This window comes from Streptomyces nojiriensis (assembly GCF_017639205.1).
GTDB lineage: Bacteria > Actinomycetota > Actinomycetes > Streptomycetales > Streptomycetaceae > Streptomyces > Streptomyces nojiriensis.
The window spans coordinates 4,433,909-4,450,000 of sequence record NZ_CP071139.1 but is presented as its reverse complement, the minus strand read 5'-3'; the positions used below and the strand labels follow the sequence as shown (position 1 = coordinate 4,450,000).

12 protein-coding genes, 2 rRNA genes and 1 pseudogene (1 of these 15 running past the window's edge) are annotated in these 16,092 nt (G+C 69.7%); 8 read left to right on the top strand and 7 right to left on the bottom strand.

What is annotated here, in order from left to right; all coding sequences use genetic code 11:
- The 4 genes from JYK04_RS20685 to JYK04_RS20670 form a co-directional block, all read left to right on the top strand.
- Positions 1–1,888: ribosomal RNA gene (locus JYK04_RS20685) — 23S ribosomal RNA — on the top strand; it begins 1,235 nt to the left of the window's first position.
- A gap of 76 nt (positions 1,889–1,964) precedes the next feature.
- A 5S ribosomal RNA gene (gene rrf / locus JYK04_RS20680) occupies positions 1,965–2,081 on the top strand.
- 132 nt (positions 2,082–2,213) lie between these two features.
- Entirely contained in the window at positions 2,214–2,786 is a 573-nt protein-coding gene (locus tag JYK04_RS20675; protein WP_189734809.1) for a GNAT family N-acetyltransferase, read from the top strand.
- On the top strand, positions 2,783–3,034 hold the full coding sequence (locus tag JYK04_RS20670) for a hypothetical protein (RefSeq protein ID WP_189734812.1): 252 nt from the start codon (positions 2,783–2,785) through the stop codon (positions 3,032–3,034). The genes JYK04_RS20675 and JYK04_RS20670 overlap by 4 nt, the downstream gene beginning before the upstream one ends.
- On the opposite strand, the pseudogene JYK04_RS41915 reads toward JYK04_RS20670, so the two are convergent.
- The 6 genes and pseudogenes from JYK04_RS41915 to JYK04_RS20640 all read right to left on the bottom strand — a co-directional run bounded on the left by JYK04_RS41915 (position 3,031) and on the right by JYK04_RS20640 (position 10,073).
- Positions 3,031–4,523, bottom strand: a pseudogene (locus tag JYK04_RS41915) (type VI secretion protein). The gene JYK04_RS20670 and the pseudogene JYK04_RS41915 overlap by 4 nt on opposite strands.
- A gap of 2 nt (positions 4,524–4,525) precedes the next feature.
- Entirely contained in the window at positions 4,526–5,941 is a 1,416-nt protein-coding gene (locus JYK04_RS20660; RefSeq protein ID WP_189734816.1) for an ATP-binding protein, read from the bottom strand.
- Positions 5,942–5,960: 19 nt separating this feature from the next.
- Entirely contained in the window at positions 5,961–7,523 is a 1,563-nt protein-coding gene (locus JYK04_RS20655) for an SCO6880 family protein (protein ID WP_150258076.1), read from the bottom strand.
- The gene (locus JYK04_RS20650; protein WP_189734818.1) at positions 7,520–8,836 is read right to left on the bottom strand and encodes a hypothetical protein; all 1,317 of its coding nucleotides are present in this window, start codon (positions 8,834–8,836) and stop codon (positions 7,520–7,522) included. The genes JYK04_RS20655 and JYK04_RS20650 overlap by 4 nt, the downstream gene beginning before the upstream one ends.
- Complete coding sequence (locus JYK04_RS20645; RefSeq protein ID WP_189734820.1) at positions 8,826–9,662, bottom strand: DUF8175 domain-containg protein; 837 nt, start codon at positions 9,660–9,662, stop codon at positions 8,826–8,828. Before JYK04_RS20645 ends, JYK04_RS20650 begins: the two co-directional genes overlap by 11 nt.
- 102 nt (positions 9,663–9,764) lie before the next feature.
- Entirely contained in the window at positions 9,765–10,073 is a 309-nt protein-coding gene (locus JYK04_RS20640) for a hypothetical protein (protein ID WP_008742356.1), read from the bottom strand.
- Positions 10,074–10,471: 398 nt separating this feature from the next.
- Here JYK04_RS20640 and JYK04_RS20630 point away from each other — a divergent pair, with 398 nt between their 5' ends.
- Complete coding sequence (locus tag JYK04_RS20630; RefSeq protein WP_308431002.1) at positions 10,472–11,626, top strand: alpha/beta fold hydrolase; 1,155 nt, start codon at positions 10,472–10,474, stop codon at positions 11,624–11,626.
- Positions 11,627–11,913: 287 nt separating this feature from the next.
- Here the strand turns inward: JYK04_RS20630 and JYK04_RS20625 are convergent, their stop codons facing one another.
- Positions 11,914–12,756 (bottom strand): pentapeptide repeat-containing protein, encoded by an 843-nt coding sequence (locus JYK04_RS20625; protein ID WP_189734822.1) that lies wholly within the window; start codon positions 12,754–12,756, stop codon positions 11,914–11,916.
- Between the two features lie 65 nt (positions 12,757–12,821).
- Here JYK04_RS20625 and JYK04_RS20620 point away from each other — a divergent pair, with 65 nt between their 5' ends.
- The 3 genes from JYK04_RS20620 to JYK04_RS20610 all read left to right on the top strand — a co-directional run bounded on the left by JYK04_RS20620 (position 12,822) and on the right by JYK04_RS20610 (position 16,061).
- Positions 12,822–13,430: a LysE family translocator gene (locus tag JYK04_RS20620; protein ID WP_189734824.1), complete on the top strand. Its 609-nt coding sequence runs from the start codon at positions 12,822–12,824 to the stop codon at positions 13,428–13,430.
- 51 nt (positions 13,431–13,481) lie between these two features.
- On the top strand, positions 13,482–14,276 hold the full coding sequence (locus JYK04_RS20615; protein WP_189734826.1) for a thioesterase family protein: 795 nt from the start codon (positions 13,482–13,484) through the stop codon (positions 14,274–14,276).
- A gap of 66 nt (positions 14,277–14,342) precedes the next feature.
- Positions 14,343–16,061 carry a serine/threonine-protein kinase gene (locus JYK04_RS20610; protein ID WP_189734829.1) on the top strand — a complete coding sequence of 573 codons (1,719 nt, stop codon included), beginning with the start codon at positions 14,343–14,345 and terminating at the stop codon, positions 16,059–16,061.
- Positions 16,062–16,092: the final 31 nt, after the last annotated feature.

Here is a 16,092-nt window from a genome sequence, read left to right as displayed (position 1 = left end):
TAGCGGGGCTCAAGCGTACCGCCGAAGTCGTGTCATTGCAGCAATAGGGCCAACGCCTGCTGTGATGGGTAGGGGAGCGTCGTGTGCCGGGTGAAGCAGCAGCGGAAGCTAGTTGTGGACGGTTCACGAGTGAGAATGCAGGCATGAGTAGCGATACACACGTGAGAAACGTGTGCGCCGATTGACTAAGGGTTCCTGGGTCAAGCTGATCTGCCCAGGGTAAGTCGGGACCTAAGGCGAGGCCGACAGGCGTAGTCGATGGACAACCGGTTGATATTCCGGTACCCGCTTTGAAACGCCCAATATCGAATCAGGCGATGCTAAGTCCGTGAAGCCGTTCCGGACCCTTCGGGGAAAGGAAAGTGGTGGAGCCGACGAACCAGACTTGTAGTAGGTAAGCGATGGGGTGACGCAGGAAGGTAGTCCAGCCCGGGCGGTGGTAGTCCCGGGGTAAGGGTGTAGGCCGAGGGGTAGGCAAATCCGTCCCTCATTAAGGCTGAGACCTGATGCCGAGCCGATTGTGGTGAAGTGGATGATCCTATGCTGTCGAGAAAAGCCTCTAGCGAGTTTCATGGCGGCCCGTACCCTAAACCGACTCAGGTGGTCAGGTAGAGAATACCGAGGCGTTCGGGTGAACTATGGTTAAGGAACTCGGCAAAATGCCCCCGTAACTTCGGGAGAAGGGGGGCCATCACTGGTGATCGGACTTGCTCCGTGAGCTGGGGGTGGCCGCAGAGACCAGCGAGAAGCGACTGTTTACTAAAAACACAGGTCCGTGCGAAGCCGTAAGGCGATGTATACGGACTGACGCCTGCCCGGTGCTGGAACGTTAAGGGGACCGGTTAGTGACCTTTCGGGGTTGCGAAGCTGAGAACTTAAGCGCCAGTAAACGGCGGTGGTAACTATAACCATCCTAAGGTAGCGAAATTCCTTGTCGGGTAAGTTCCGACCTGCACGAATGGCGTAACGACTTCTCGACTGTCTCAACCATAGGCCCGGTGAAATTGCACTACGAGTAAAGATGCTCGTTTCGCGCAGCAGGACGGAAAGACCCCGGGACCTTTACTACAGTTTGATATTGGTGTTCGGTTCGGCTTGTGTAGGATAGGTGGGAGACTTTGAAGCAGCCACGCCAGTGGTTGTGGAGTCGCCGTTGAAATACCACTCTGGTCGTGCTGGATGTCTAACCTCGGTCCGTGATCCGGATCAGGGACAGTGTCTGATGGGTAGTTTAACTGGGGCGGTTGCCTCCCAAAGGGTAACGGAGGCGCCCAAAGGTTCCCTCAGCCTGGTTGGCAATCAGGTGTTGAGTGTAAGTGCACAAGGGAGCTTGACTGTGAGACCGACGGGTCGAGCAGGGACGAAAGTCGGGACTAGTGATCCGGCGGTGGCTTGTGGAAGCGCCGTCGCTCAACGGATAAAAGGTACCCCGGGGATAACAGGCTGATCTTCCCCAAGAGTCCATATCGACGGGATGGTTTGGCACCTCGATGTCGGCTCGTCGCATCCTGGGGCTGGAGTCGGTCCCAAGGGTTGGGCTGTTCGCCCATTAAAGCGGTACGCGAGCTGGGTTTAGAACGTCGTGAGACAGTTCGGTCCCTATCCGCTGTGCGCGTAGGAATATTGAGAAGGGCTGTCCCTAGTACGAGAGGACCGGGACGGACGAACCTCTGGTGTGCCAGTTGTCCTGCCAAGGGCATGGCTGGTTGGCTACGTTCGGGAGGGATAACCGCTGAAAGCATCTAAGCGGGAAGCCTGCTTCAAGATGAGTATTCCCACCTCCTTGAGAGGGTAAGGCTCCCAGTAGACGACTGGGTTGATAGGCCAGATGTGGAAGCCCGGTAACGGGTGAAGCTGACTGGTACTAATAGGCCGAGGGCTTGTCCTCAGTTGCTCGCGTCCACTGTGTTAGTTCTGAAATAACGAACAGCTGTGTCAACACCAGCGTTCAAATTTCATAGTGTTTCGGTGGTCATAGCGTTAGGGAAACGCCCGGTTACATTCCGAACCCGGAAGCTAAGCCTTTCAGCGCCGATGGTACTGCAGGGGGGACCCTGTGGGAGAGTAGGACGCCGCCGAACAATCATTGTGGGAAAGCCCCGCACCAACCCGTTCAGGGTTCGGTGCGGGGCTTTTCTGCGTTCACGGCCCTGCGTGTTCCGAGCCGGAAGACGCAGGTGAGCCGGCGGTGGCACGTCGTTAAGATCCCGAACATGAGCGATGACTATGTGATCAGGGCCGTACGGGGCGACGAGTGGGAAAAAGTCAAGGAACTGCGCTTGGCGGCGCTCCGGGATCCGGCTGCGGCCGTGGCTTTCCTGGAGACCGAGGAGAGGGCTCTCGCCCAGGCCGACGAGTACTGGCAGCAGCGTGCCGCGGGAGCTGCCGAGGGGCGAGGCGCCCGGCAGTTCATCGCCGAGGCCGCTGACGGGCGGTGGGTCGGGTCCGTCACCGTGCTCATCGAGGCGCAGGGTGGCAGCGATTTCTTCGGTGAGCCCATCGAGCAGCAGCAGGGCCATGTGGTCGGGGTGTTCGTACGGCCCGAGCAGCGGGGGAGCGGGCTCGTGGAGAGGCTGTTCGACGCCGGGCTCGATTGGGCCTGGTCGCTGGAGGCGCCGGCGACGGAGCGGGTGCGGCTGTTCGTGCACGAGGACAACGCGAGGGCGGAGCGTTTCTACCGGCGGTACGGCTTCGAGCCGAGCGGTCTGCTGATACCGCTGGAGACGGGCGCCAAGGAGCGGGAGTACGTCTACGTGCGGCCGGCCGGGCCCGGCGCGAGCGGGTGAGGAAGGAAGAGCACACTCCGCTCGAGGAGCGGTTCCTGTCGGTCCAGTGCCATGCCGACGCGACGGCTCTGGCGGCCTTCGGGCAGGGGCTTGCGCCGCTGGCAGCGAACGAGGCATTCGAGCCCGGAATCCCGGTGACGGTCCGGGATCTGTCGTACGGAGCGCTCTGGTTCGACCATCGCGCGTCCGTGTACGTCTCGGACGCGGACACCTGGGAAACGTTCGCCGCCGGGGAGCCCGGCCTCTAGGAGAGGGCGGCTTCCGGCCAGCGGGAGCGGGCCTGTTCGCGGCTGCGGCACAGGGCGAGCAGGGGAAGCGTTCCCCCGGTCAGGAGGTCCGGGAGCTGGGGGATCGGAGCCACGGCGGCCACGTCGTCCAGCACCAGGGACAGTGGTGGGTCGAGCCGACCGTGGGATGACCGTGCGGCCATGCGGCGGCCGTGCTCGACCACGTGCGAGGCGAGTGCGGTGAGCAGGGGCATCGCACCCGGGTGGGTGCGGGGATCCTCCAGGGCTTCACCCACCAGATAGAGGGTGCCCCCTTCGGTGACGAACGATGCCAAGGTGAGGGCATCTGTTCGGTTCGGATTGCAGGCCTCGCGGATGTGGATCGAGGTCAGGCAGGAGAGGGCACGGGCCGTCAGGCTCTGGGCGAGCTCGCGGCGTTCGGGGTGGGCGGTGAGGGCGCTCTCCAGTTCACCGGCCGCGCCGGGGGCGGCCTGGGGGTGGGTGCGCAGGACGCGGACCGGGTCCTGGGCGCTGTTGCCCTGGGCCCAGCGGTGGAGCAGCTTGAACGGGCGGTCCTCCAGGGCGGCGGCCTGGAGCCAGCTGCGCAGGAGGGTTTCCGCGGTGTCGGCCACCGCCGCGTCCATGCGGGCCTGGGGGCGTACGGGGGCCAGCAGGGCGATCGCGCGGGCGGCGGCGGTGTCGCGGTCGGCGCAGCCCTCGGCCGGGTTCCAGTGCATGCGGGCCGGGGTGTCGCACAGGTGCGAGGGGTCGTAGAGGAGGACCGGGCCGAGTTTGGCGCGGGCGTCCTTGGTCTCGGCCCAGAGTGCGGGGGAGGAGGTCACGACGAGTGCCGCCCCCTCGATCTCACCGATGCGGTGGGCCGCGGCGCGCAGGCGGTCGTTCGGGCCGCCGTACGTGATCCCGTGCGGGGCGGGGGTGACGGTGGTGGCTGCGGGCTGGGGGGCGTAGCCGAAGCCGTAGCGGTACGCCTCGGTGTGGGTGCCGGTGGCGCTGCCCCGGACCCCCGCGCCTCGAACGCCGGCGGGGCCGGGTCGGTGGTGGCGGCCGCAGGCTGGGTGGGCGCTGGTAGGGAAGCGGGCCCCGATGCTGGTGACGGTGCGGGGACCTGTGCCTCCTGCTTCGCCAGGGCGCGGCGGGACTTGGTGCGGGCGATCACGCCGATGGCGAAGACGGTGAGTACGAACATCACCAGGAGCTGGCTGACGAACAGGCCCCAGAAGAGGCCCCAGCCCGACAGGGCCGCCGGGTCGGTGTCCGGCCAGGCGGCGGGGATGTCGTGCGGTTGCGCTATCAGGGCGCGGACGGCTCCCGGGGTCCGGGTGAAGGTGACGGTGTCGGGCCAGGTGCCGTGCGCGAAGACGGCCGCGAGGCCGGTGGCCGACCAGACGAGGACGGCGAGGCCCAGGAGGAAGGCCAGGAGGCCGACCAGCAGGCCGTCCGGGATGCCGCCGCCGCGTGCGGGGGGCTCCGTACGTCGTGCCTCGTGCATGGTCAGGCCACCGTGGTCGCGGATCCGGGGCCGCCGCGGCGGCGTTCGATGGACAGGGCCCTTTCCTCCGCCTCCAGTTCGGCGGCGAGCATGTCGGCGGGGAGGCGGGTGGGGGTGGAGGACTCGGTCATGGCGCGGTCGGTGAAGACGAGGGGGCGTTCGGCTTCGGTGATCAGGTGTTTGACCACCTGGACGTTGCCGTTGACGTCCCAGACGGCGATGCCCGGGGTGAGGGTCGGGATGATTTCCACCGCCCAGCGGGGCAGGCCGAGGACCCGGCCCGTGGCCCGGGCCTCGTCCGCCTTCTGGGCGTAGATCGTTCTGGTGGAGGCCATCTTGAGGATGGCCGCGGCTTCGCGTGCGGCGGCGCCGTCGACGACGTCGGAGAGGTGGTGGACGACGGCGACGAAGGACAGGCCGAGGCGCCGGCCGAACTTCAGCAGGCGCTGGAACAGCTGGGCCACGAAGGGGCTGTTGATGATGTGCCAGGCCTCCTCGACCAGGAAGATGCGCTTCTTCCGGTCGGGGCGGATCCAGGTGTGCTCCAGCCAGACGCCGACGATCGCCATGAGGATCGGCATCGCGATGGAGTTGCGGTCGATGTGGGAGAGGTCGAAGACGATGAGGGGCGCGTCGAGGTCGATGCCGACGGTGGTGGGGCCGTCGAACATGCCGCGCAGGTCGCCGTCGACGAGTCGGTCGATCACGAGCGCGACGTCGAGGCCCCAGGCCCGGACATCGTCTATGTCGACGTTCATGGCGAGGGCGGATTCGGCCTCGGGGTGGCGCAGTTGCTCGACGATGTCGGTGAGGACGGGCTGGCGGTCGCGGATGGTGTCGACGACGTAGGCGTGCGCGACCTTGAGGGCGAAGCCGGCGCGCTCGTCGAGGCCGTGGCCCATGGCCACCTCGATGATGGTCCGGAGCAGCGCGAGCTGCCCGGTCGCGGTGATGGCCGGGTCGAGGGGGTTGAGGCGGATCCCGTCGTCGTTGGCGGCGATGGGGTCCAGGCGGATGGGGGTTATCCCCAGCTGCTGGGCGATCAGGTTCCACTCGCCGACGCCGTCCTCGCCCTGGGCGTCGAGGACGACGACCTGGCGGTCCTTGAAGCGGAGCTGGCGCAGGACGTAGGTCTTTTCGAGGGCTGACTTTCCGTTTCCGGATTCGCCGAGGACCAGCCAGTGGGGGGCGGGGAGCTGCTGCCCGTACAGCTGGAAGGGGTCGTAGATGTAGCCCTTGCCGCTGTAGACCTCGCGGCCGATGATGACGCCGGAGTCGCCGAGTCCGGGGGCGGCGGTGGGCAGGTAGACGGCTTGCGCCTGCCCGGTGGAGGTGCGGACGGGCAGGCGCGTGGTTTCGACTTTGCCGAAGAGGAAGCTGGTGAAGGCGTCCGTCAGGGCGGACATGGGATCTCGCATGGGCGGCACTTCCCTCCAGCTAGCGTCGGATGCCGGTGGCGAACGGCAAGGTGTTGACGAAGGCGCGGTGGTGCTCGCGGTCGCACCATTCCAGCTTCAGGTAGGACTTTCCGGCGGAGGCGCGGATCGTCCGCTTGTCGCGGGCGAGGGCCTCCGGCGAACGCGAGGACACCGTGATGTACCCGACGAGGTTGACTCCCGCCGCACCGCTGGCGAGATCTTCACCTCTTTGGTCGAGCCGGCCGTGCGCGGCGATGTCGCGGGGGTCGACGGTCCGGTTCATCTTGGCGGCGCGGGAGGCGTCGGCCTCGTCGTTGGTCTTCTCGGTGAGCATGCGCTCGATGGCGACCTCGGTGGGCTCCAGGTCCATGGTGACGGCGACCGTGCGGATCACGTCGGGGGTGTGGACGAGCAGCGGGGCGAGGAAGTTGACGCCGACGGGCGTCATCGGCCACTCCTTGACCCAGGCGGTGGCGTGGCACCAGGGGGCGCGGGTGGAGGATTCGCGGGTCTTGGCCTGGAGGAAGGTGGGCTCGACGGCGTCGAGCTCGGCGGGCCAGGCGTTGCGCTTGGTCATGGCCTGGATGTGGTCGATGGGGTGGTCCGGGTCGTACATGGAGTGCACGAGGGAGGAGAGGCGGCCCTGTCCGAGGGGCTGGCGGACGCGGATGTCGGCCTCGGCGAGGCGGGCGCAGATGTCGGTGAGTTCGCGGGCCATGACGATGGCGAGGCCGGCGTCGCGGTCGAGCTTGCGGCCCTTGTGGGGGGTGCCGGCGCGGGCGATGGCGTTGGCCTCGGCGGCGAGTTCGCGCGTGTAGTGCATGCAGGCGACGAGGTACGCGCGGTGCTGCTCGGAGGAGGTGGACACCATCGACTGGAGCTGGTCGTAGGAGTCGCGGAGCCAGCCGGGGGCCTGGGTGTCGCCGCGCTGGGCCACGTCCTTGGCGTGCGCGTCGGGGTCGGCGGGGAGGGTGCGGGCGAGCATCTGGAGGCGGGTGACGAAGCCGTCGCCGTTGGCCACGTGCTTGAGGAGGGTGCCGAAGCGGTCGACGAGGGCTTCTTGGTCCTCGCTGTCGCGCAGGCCGACGCCGGGGCCCTCGATCTCGATGGCGGCGGTGACGGTGCGGCGGTCGGCGTGCAGGAGGACGGCGATCTCGTCGGGGCCGAAGGGGGCGGCGAGCCAGTTGATGCGGCCGATGCCGGGGGGCGGGCCGACCTCGACCTCGCGGCCGTCGGAGCCGCGGATGCCGGCTTCCATGGCGCCCGAGCGGTAGGTCGTGCCGCGGCGCAGGGTCCGCTTGTAGCTGCGGCTGATCTCGAACCAGCGGTAGAAGGTGCGGCCCTTGTACGGGACGTAGACGGCGGCGAGCGCGATCATGGGGAAGCCGGCGAGGCTGACGATGCGCAGGGTGAGGTCGGGGACGAGCAGTCCGCTCATCATGCCGAAGAACGCCCCGGCGATGATCAGGGCGATCTCGCCGGTCTCGCGGTTCTTGCCGACGATCGCGTTCGGCCGGGCGCGGCCGATGAGATACGTGCGGCGGGGCGCGACCGGGTGCAGCTGGTGGGACTGGGTCGTCAACGCCCGTCACCTCCTGTGTTCCTCGTGCTCGAGCTCGTGCGGGGCGGGGGTGCGGCGGAGGGGACAGATCCGCCGCCGGCTCCGCCGCCGGAGGTGGGTCGGCTGCTGTGGGCGGCCACGCCTCCGGAGATGGGGTTGGCGGGGCGGGGCGCGTTGTTGCCGCCGTCGCTGCCGTGGTGGGCGCCGCGGCTGCTGTGGGTCTTGATGCCCTGCGAGACGAGGGAGGCCGGGGAGCTGATGACGGCGGCCGCCTGGGCGCCGTCGGTGGCCTTGCTGCGGTTGGAGCGGGCGGAGGCGATTTCGTCGCCGAAGCCGGGGACGAAGCGGTAGATCATCGCGGAGGCGAAGATCGCCAGGAGGATGATGGCGAGGCCGGTGACGACGGCGGAGAAGGCGTTGGGGCCCTTTTCGCCGGTCAGGGCGCCGGCGAGGCCGAGGACTATGACGATGACCGGCTTCACGAGGATGACGGCGATCATGATGCCGGCCCAGCGGCGGACGTGGCCCCAGAGGTTGCGGTCGACGAGCCCGGAGTAGACGACGACGCCGAGGAGGGCGCCGACGTAGAGGAGGGCGGCCCGGATGAACAGCTCCAGGTAGAGCACGCCGGCGGCGAGGACGGTGACGAGCGCGACGACGATCAGCATGATCGGGCCGCCGCCGATGTCGTCGCCCTTCTTGAGGGCTTCGGAGAAGGAGCCGAAGAAGACGTCGGTCTGGCCGCCGGAGGCGGAGGCGATGACTGCGGTGACGCCGTCGGTGGCGGAGACGACGGTGTAGAGGATGAGGGGGGTGAAGGCGGAGGCGAGGACGGTGAGCCAGAGGAAGCCGATGGCTTCGGACATGGCGGTGGTGAGGGGGACGCCGCGGACGGCTCGCTTGGCGACGGCGAAGAGCCAGAGGACGAGGGTGAGGATGGTGGAGGCGGCGAAGACGACGGAGTACTGCTTGAGGAAGGCGGGGTTGGTGAAGTCGACCTCGGCCGAGCCCTTCACCGCTTCGCTGAGCTTGGTGACGATCCAGGAGGCGGCGTCGGCGCAGCCGCGGGCGAGGGAGGCTAGGGGGTTGAGGGCGTCGGCCGGGTCGCTGGGCGCGAGGCCGGGGACTCCGCCGGTGGCTCCGCCGTTGCCGCGCTCGCAGTATTCCCGGGCCGGGCCGGCGATCAGTGCACAGGGGTCCTTGGTCGCTGCGGGCGCCGACGGGGTCGGGTCTGGGGCCGCAGCCGCGCGGGTGGCGAACATGACGACCGCCGTCTGGACGGCTGCTGCCGCAGTGCCGATGCTGAGGGCCGAGAGCCTGGGGTTACCGGGCATAGGTGAACCCTCCGAATTCGGTGACCGCGCTGCTGATCTCGCTGGAGCCGGACACGGCGTTGTCACCGGTGACCGGGGTAGGGCCGTCCTTCTGTGAGGTTTCGACGACCTTCCAGTCGGACCCGTTCCACTTCAGCGTGACGGAGATGGTGAACCAGCCACTGGTCACGGGGCGTGTGGATTTTTCTCCGGTGAGGCCGAACATGCCGATGCACCACACGTCGACAGCGGCGGTTTCTCCGGCGTAGCTCTTGACCTTGGCTCCGGCGGGAACGGTCCGGTTGACGAAGGTGGAGCCCGCCGGGGCGAGACCGTCCTTGGTCAGACCGATCTGGGAGAGGAGCCCGGCGGAGTAGTCGGCGTCGAACCCGGACTGGAGCTTCGCCCGCGTGCTGTCGTCGGCGAGCGCATCCACGATGGCGCGTCTGCGCGCAGAATTGAACATGCCGTCAGAACCGAGCGCCACCGCGAAGTTGGCGGCGGCCGATTGGGCGCCCTGTTCGTCGTGGGCGAAGCCCTTGGGGATGCCTGCAGATTTGCCCGTCACCGGGTCCGTGCCCGTGGCCGCCGTGGAGGAGTCCGTCGGGGGTTTGTCCGAGGCGGGGTCCGAGGGGGTGTCCGGGGCGGAGTTGGCGAAGGCGATCGCGGCGATCAGGAGGACCACCACGCCGACCACGGTGATCAGGCTGCGGGAGGCGCGTGGGGTGCGGCGGGTGGGGCCGTAGGGGTCGGCCGGGGAGTCCGGGAGGCGGGTGCGGGTCTGGCCGGTGCCGCCGACCTCGCCGTAGCCGCCGGCGCCGCCGTACTGGTCGTCGTCGTTGTTCATTGCCTGTCCGCCCCCTCCGCGTCGTACGACGGTAGCGCTGGTTCCCGCGTGGATGTGGTGTGGTGATGCGTCATCGGCTACGGGGCCCGGCGCACGGCCCGGCTAGACGGCCATCCCGTAGACGATCGTGAACAGCGTCCCGAGGGAGCCGATGATGAAGACTCCGGTCAGCCCGGCCACGATCAGGCCCTTGCCCTGTTCCGCGCTGAACGTGTCGCGCAGGGCGGTCGCTCCGATGCGCTGTTTGGCCGCCCCCCAGATGGCGATGCCCAGGCAGAGCAGGATCGCGACGGCCATGACCACCTCGATCATGACCTTCGCTTCGTTGCCGAGACTGCCGAAAGGCCCCCAGTTCGGGGCGATTCCGCCGATGATGGTGGTGATGTCGCCCTTTTCGGCTGCCAGGATCATGTAACTCACCGCCCCTGTATGGGTAGTTCCGGAAGCCCCTTGCCCGACGGCAGGGGTCACGCACTATCTTCGCTGATGAAACCGCCGCCGTCGTCGACTTGACGGCTCTCTTTACCCGATCTCGCGGCCCGGGCTCCGCTTCCGTGCCCTGACCTGGGCAGGGGCGGCGCGTACGCGCGAGAACGTGCGGTCACTCTGTGTATCACGGGTGGTGACGCCGGGCAATGATTGTCGTCTCGACGTACGGGGGGTGGGGTGAGTGGCCGCCGTTCGGAGCAGTGGCGTGGCGTGTCGTTGGGCCGGCCCGCCGACATGCGTCCGATCCTCCTCCAGTCGTTTCATCGGTGCGCGAGCACGTGGCGGCGGGGTTGTCAGTGGGGTGCGGCACGCTGGGGAGCATGACGACTCCATGGACTCTCGCGGACCTCGAGGCGGCCATCCGGGCGGGATGGTCGGCCGAGACCTGCGAGCCTTCCGACATCACGAAGATCCCCTGGACTCCGGAGAATCCGGGCTGGGGGCACTGTGACATCACGGCCCTCGTGGTGCAGGACCTCGTGGGCGGGGACCTGATGCTGGGCGAGGTGTTCCACGACGGCCGGCAGGAGGGCTACCACTGGTGGAACCTGCTGCCCGGGGGGATCCGGATCGATCTGACGCGGGAGCAGTTCCGGCGGGGCGAGACGGTCACGCCGGGGCGGATCGTGAAGCGGCCGGGCGGGCGGTTGCGCAGGCGGTGGGAGGAGTACCAGCTGCTGCGGCAGCGGGTCATCGACAAGCTGGGGCCGTTGCCGGGGGTGATGGTGGCGCAGGACGGGCGGCGGCTCGCCTATACGGACTTCGGGGGGCCGGGAGCGCCGCTGCTGGCGTTGCACGGGCACTTCGGGGAGGGGGCGGGGGCGTTCGAGCGCCTGGCCCGGGAGCTGGGTCCGGCGTGGCGGGTGATCGCCCTGGACCAGCGGGGGCACGGGCGGTCCGACCGGGCGGCGGACTATACGCGGGACGGGTACGTGGCGGATGCGGCGGCCCTGCTGGAGCACCTGGGGCTGGGGCCGGCGGTGGTGCTCGGACATTCGCTGGGCGGGGTCAACGCGTACCAGCTCGCGGCGCGGCGGCCCGATCTGGTGCGGGCGGTGGTGGTCGAGGACATCGGGGCGGTGGTCGGCGGGGACCTGTCGTTCGTGCGGGAGTGGCCGAGACGGGCCGCGACCCGGGCCGGGTTCCTGGCGGGGGTGGGGAGTGCGGCTCCGCACCTGGAGGGGTCCCTGCAGGAGTATCCGGACGGGTGGGGGACCGCGTTCGAGGTGGAGGACATGGCGGAGTCCCAGCGGGGGCTGAACGGGGACCACTGGGGGGACTGGCTGGGGGTGCGGAAGCCGACGCTGCTGGTGCGGGGGGATCGGAGCGGGGTGCTGTCGGCGGAGCACGCGCGGGAGATGACGGTGCGGAGGGCGGGGGTGCGGTTGGTCGAGCTGCCGGCGGGGCATGCGGTGCGGGTCGGGGACCCGGAGGGGTATTTCGCTGCCGTGCGGGGGTTTTTGGCGCGGGTGTGAGGGGCTCCTGCCGGCGGGTGGGCGGCTGGGCGGGTGGGTGCGGCGCCGTTGCTGGGGCTCCGCCCCGGACCCCGCGCCTCAAACGCCCGCGGGGCTGGGAGAGCGGGGCTCCGCCCCGGGCCCCGCGCCTCGAACGCCGGCGGGGCTGGGAGAGCGGGGCTCCGCCCCGGGCCCCGCGCCTCGAACGCCGGCGGGGCTGAAAGATCGCCTCAAGCGCCGGCGGGGCTGGGAGAGGCTTGGCCGGGCTGGTGGGGCGTCTGGGGGCGGCGGTTGCCGGGTGGGTTGGGTCAGGTCCAGTGGGTGGGGCGGGTGAGGGTGGGGGGGATGTGGGTGGTGGGGTCGCCCTGGGCTGCGTTCAGCTGGGGCTGGGTGAGGAAGATGGTGTCGCGGAGGTCCGCGCCGCGGAGGTTGGTGTCGCGGAGGTCCGCGCCGATCAGGTCCGCGGTGCGCAGGTCGGCGCGGGAGAGGTCGGCGGCGATCAGGTAGGCGCCGCGGAGGTTCGCGCCGCGGAGGTCGGCTCCTGCCAGGCGGGCGCCCATCAGGTCGGCGCCGCGGTGGTTCTTCTTGCGGCCCGGCGCCTTCGCCCGGACGAGTTCGCTGGTCTTCAGGAGCAGGGTGTTGATCTGCTGGCGGAGGGGGCCGACGTCCAGGTCGGCCAGGGCCTGCGCGTCGGCGCGGGTCCACTCCTCGGTCTCCGCCAGGGCCCGGCGCAGCTCCGCGTGGACCGGGGCGGCGGCCGGGAGGGTCAGGGCCTCGCTGACGTAGAAGAGCAGCTCGTGCAGCTGCCGCAGGACCGGGAAGACCTCGAACATCTGGCGGGCGGTGCCGGGGTGGGTGCGCCAGTCGCGGCCGCCGAAGGTGACCTGGGAGGTCTGCTGGCCCGCGCCGAAGCAGTCGAAGACCGTGCAGCCCCGGAACCCCTTGTCGCGCAGCCGGGTGTGGATGCCGCAGCGGAAGTCCTGCTGGAGGTTCTTGCAGGGGGTCCCGGCGGGCTTGTTCACGGCGAAGTCGTTGGACTTGGCGAAGGGCAGCGCCACGCAGCACAGCGCGAAGCAGTTCGCGCAGTCGGCCTGCAGGACGGGCAGGGGGGTGGGGAGGTCGGCGGCAGGGTGGTTCGGCACGCCGTCCATTGTCCCCCGTCGTGCCGGGTGCTCGGGGTCTTGATCCACGGGGCGGCGGCGGTGAGCATCCCCGTATGACAGAAGTGATCGCAGTCGCCGTTATCACCCTCCTCGCCGTGATCAGTCCCGGTGCCGACTTCGCCATGGTGGTCCGCAACAGCTATCTCTACGGGCGCCCCACCGGGCTGTTCGCCGCCGCCGGGGTCGCGGCCGGCGTGCTGGTCCACGTCTCCTACACGATGCTCGGGGTCGGTCTGCTGATCGCCTCCTCCACCGCGCTGTTCACGGCGATCAAGCTGGCGGGTGCGGCCTATCTGGTGTGGATCGGGATACGCACCTTCCGGGCGCGGGCCGAGGTGACCGTCGACCTGGAGTCGAAGCCGCAGTTGACCCGGCTGGGGGCGATGCGGTCGGGGTTCTTGACCAATGTGCTCAATCCGAAGACGACGCTGTTCGTGGTGTCGACGTTCACGCAGGTGGTGAACCCGCAGACGCCGGTGTGGCAGCAGGTGGGGTACGGGCTGTTCATGTCGGCGGCGCACCTGGGCTGGTTCGGGGCGGTGGCGCTGTTCTTCTCCGTCTCGCGGTTGCGCGACCGGATGCTGAAGGCGCAGAAGGCGCTGAACCGGACCATCGGGTCGGTGCTGGTGGGGCTGGGGGTGGGGCTGGGGTTCGCCCGCTGAGTGGATCGCCGGGTCTGGTGCGCCGAGTTACCTGTCGGTAGCGTGGCTGTTATGGGTGCTGCCGAGGGTTTCTTCGAGAGGGTCGACGCCGGGCGGTTCCTGGCCACCGCGTACACGCGGGGGCCGTGGGACCCGGGCTCGCAGCACGCCGGGCCGCCGGCCGCGCTGCTCGGGCGGGCCGTCGAGGAGCGGCCGGGCGCGCGCACGGACATGCGGACCGCCCGGATCACGTACGAGATCCTGCGCCCGGTGCCGATCGGCGAGCTGGAGATCACGACCAGTGTGCTGCGGGCCGGGCGCGGGACCGAGGTGGTCGAGGCGGCCCTCGCGCCGGCGGGCGGTGCGCCCGTGATGCTGGCGCGGGCCCTGCGGATCCGGGTCGCGGAGGAGGCCGTGCCGGCCGTGGTCCCGGGGCCGCAGTTGCCGCCGCCCGGGGAGGTGGAGGTGACGCCGTTCTTCCCGGTGCCGTGGGAGACGGGCTACCACTCGGCCATGGAGACCCGGTTCACCGAGGGCGCCTTCGTCGAGCTGGGCCCCGGTACCTGCTGGATGCGGATGAAGGTGCCGCTCGTCGCCGGGGAGGAGACCAGGCCGCTGGACCGGGTGCTGATCGCCGCCGATTCGGGGAACGGGATCAGCTCGGTGATGGACTTCGGGCGGTACGTCTTCATCAACGGTGACCTGACCGTCCATCTGCACCGGCATCCGGTGGGCGAGTGGGCGTGCGTGGAGGCCCGTACGAGTGTGGACGCGGCCGGGATCGGGCTCGCGGACGCGCTGCTGCACGACGAGAAGGGGCCCATCGGGCGCAGTGCGCAGAGTCTTTTCGTGGCGCCGCGTTCCTAGGCCTGGCCGGCCTTCCGCGTCAACCCGGCGCGGTGGCGCGGGAGTCGGTGTGGCAGGCTCGTGCCGGTGGAGGCCCTGAGAGACGTCGACCCCGCGCAGATCGGGGCGCATGCGCTGTTGGCCCGGCTCGGTGCCGGAGGAATGGGGCAGGTGTACCTCGGGCGGTCGCCCGGTGGGCGCCTGGTCGCCGTGAAGGTGATCCGGGACGAGATCACCGGGCATCCGGAGGCGCTGGCCCGGTTCCGGCGCGAGGCCGAGACCGTGCGTGCGGTGCGGTCGGCGTACACGGCGAACCTGATCGACGCCTCGCTGGCGGCGGCGCCGTACTGGCTGGCGACCGAGTACGTGGCGGGCCCGACGCTCGGTCATGCCGTGGCGGAGCGCGGCGGGTTGCCCGCGGACACCTGCCGGCGGCTGTTCGCGGCCCTCGCGGAGGGGTTGGCGAGCGTGCACGCGTACGGGGTGACGCACCGGGACCTCAAGCCGCAGAACGTCATCCTGGGGGCGCAGGGGCCGCAGCTCATCGACTTCGGCATCGCGCGGGGCGTGGGGGAGACGGCTCTCACGCAGGACGGGCAGGCTCCGGGGACGCCGGGGTACACCGCGCCCGAGGTGCTGCTGGGTGCGGAGGCCGGGGCCGCGGCGGACGTCTTCGCGCTGGGGGCGACCCTCGCGTACGCGGCGACGGGGCGGCCGCCGTTCGGTACGGGCGTGGCGACGACGGTGAGCTACCGGGCGGTGCACGAGCCGGTCGACGTGGCCGGGGTGGAGCCGGCCCTGGCGGGGCTGATCGAGGCGTGCGTGGCGAAGGATCCGGTGGTGCGGCCGGGTCTGCGGGAGGTCATCGCCCGGTGCGGGGTCCGGGACGCGCTGATCGACGATCCGGTGTACCTGGGGCTCGGGGCGCTGGGCGAGGCCGTACCGGTGCACGAGATGCGGACGCAGGGACCGGGTTATCCGTACGTTCCGACGGCGGCCGAGCAGCAGCCGGCACCTGCCGCACGGGGTGCGGGGCTGCGGCGCGGCGCCGTGGTCGGGGCGGGGGTGGCCGTGGCGGTGGCGCTCGCCCTGACGGCCTGGAAGCTGATTCCGTTCGACGGCAGTGCCGGTGGCAGTGGTGGCAACAGCGGTGGGGCCGCTGCGCGGGACGGGGCCGACAAGGGCGGCGCCACGGCCACGCCGCCTGCGGCGCAGGGCGGGCAGCCGCCCGGGGCCACCGGTTCCAAGGGTGCGGCCAAGCCGCCGGCCGAGTACATCGACAACAACCAGATCTCGCGTTACGTGTGGAGCGGTTCCCCCGACCTGGACCTGGCTGTTCAGGGGGTCGGCCAGTGCAACCAGCCGGCCGAGGAGAAGTCTCCGGGCGCGGGCTTCCAGTCGGCGGTGTCGACCACCAGCGTCAACGGGAAGCCGGGCAAGTCGGCTTCCGTCAAGATGCGGATCAAGTACGCGGAGATGGGCCAGTCCGCGCCGGATCCGTACTACGTGTCCGTGGCGGTCAAGTCACCCCACGACATCGAGCCGTCCACGGGCAAGCCCTTCCCCATGGACAACCGGGCCGTCGGCTACACGAGCAAGCCCGTCGACATCTACACGCACTGGAAGTCGGGTGGCGACGTGACGCTCACCTACCCGGACGACTTCACGATGCACGCCGCGGGCAAGACGTGGCCCGCTGTGCCCCTGTCCGCCGACCCTGGGGACTGGACGGTGGTCTTCTACCACGTTGAGGATGATCCTACGAAGTACGCGAGCATCGCCTGTTCCGGCTTCCGAGTGGGGTAGTAGGACATGCGACACGGCGGAATCGCACGTT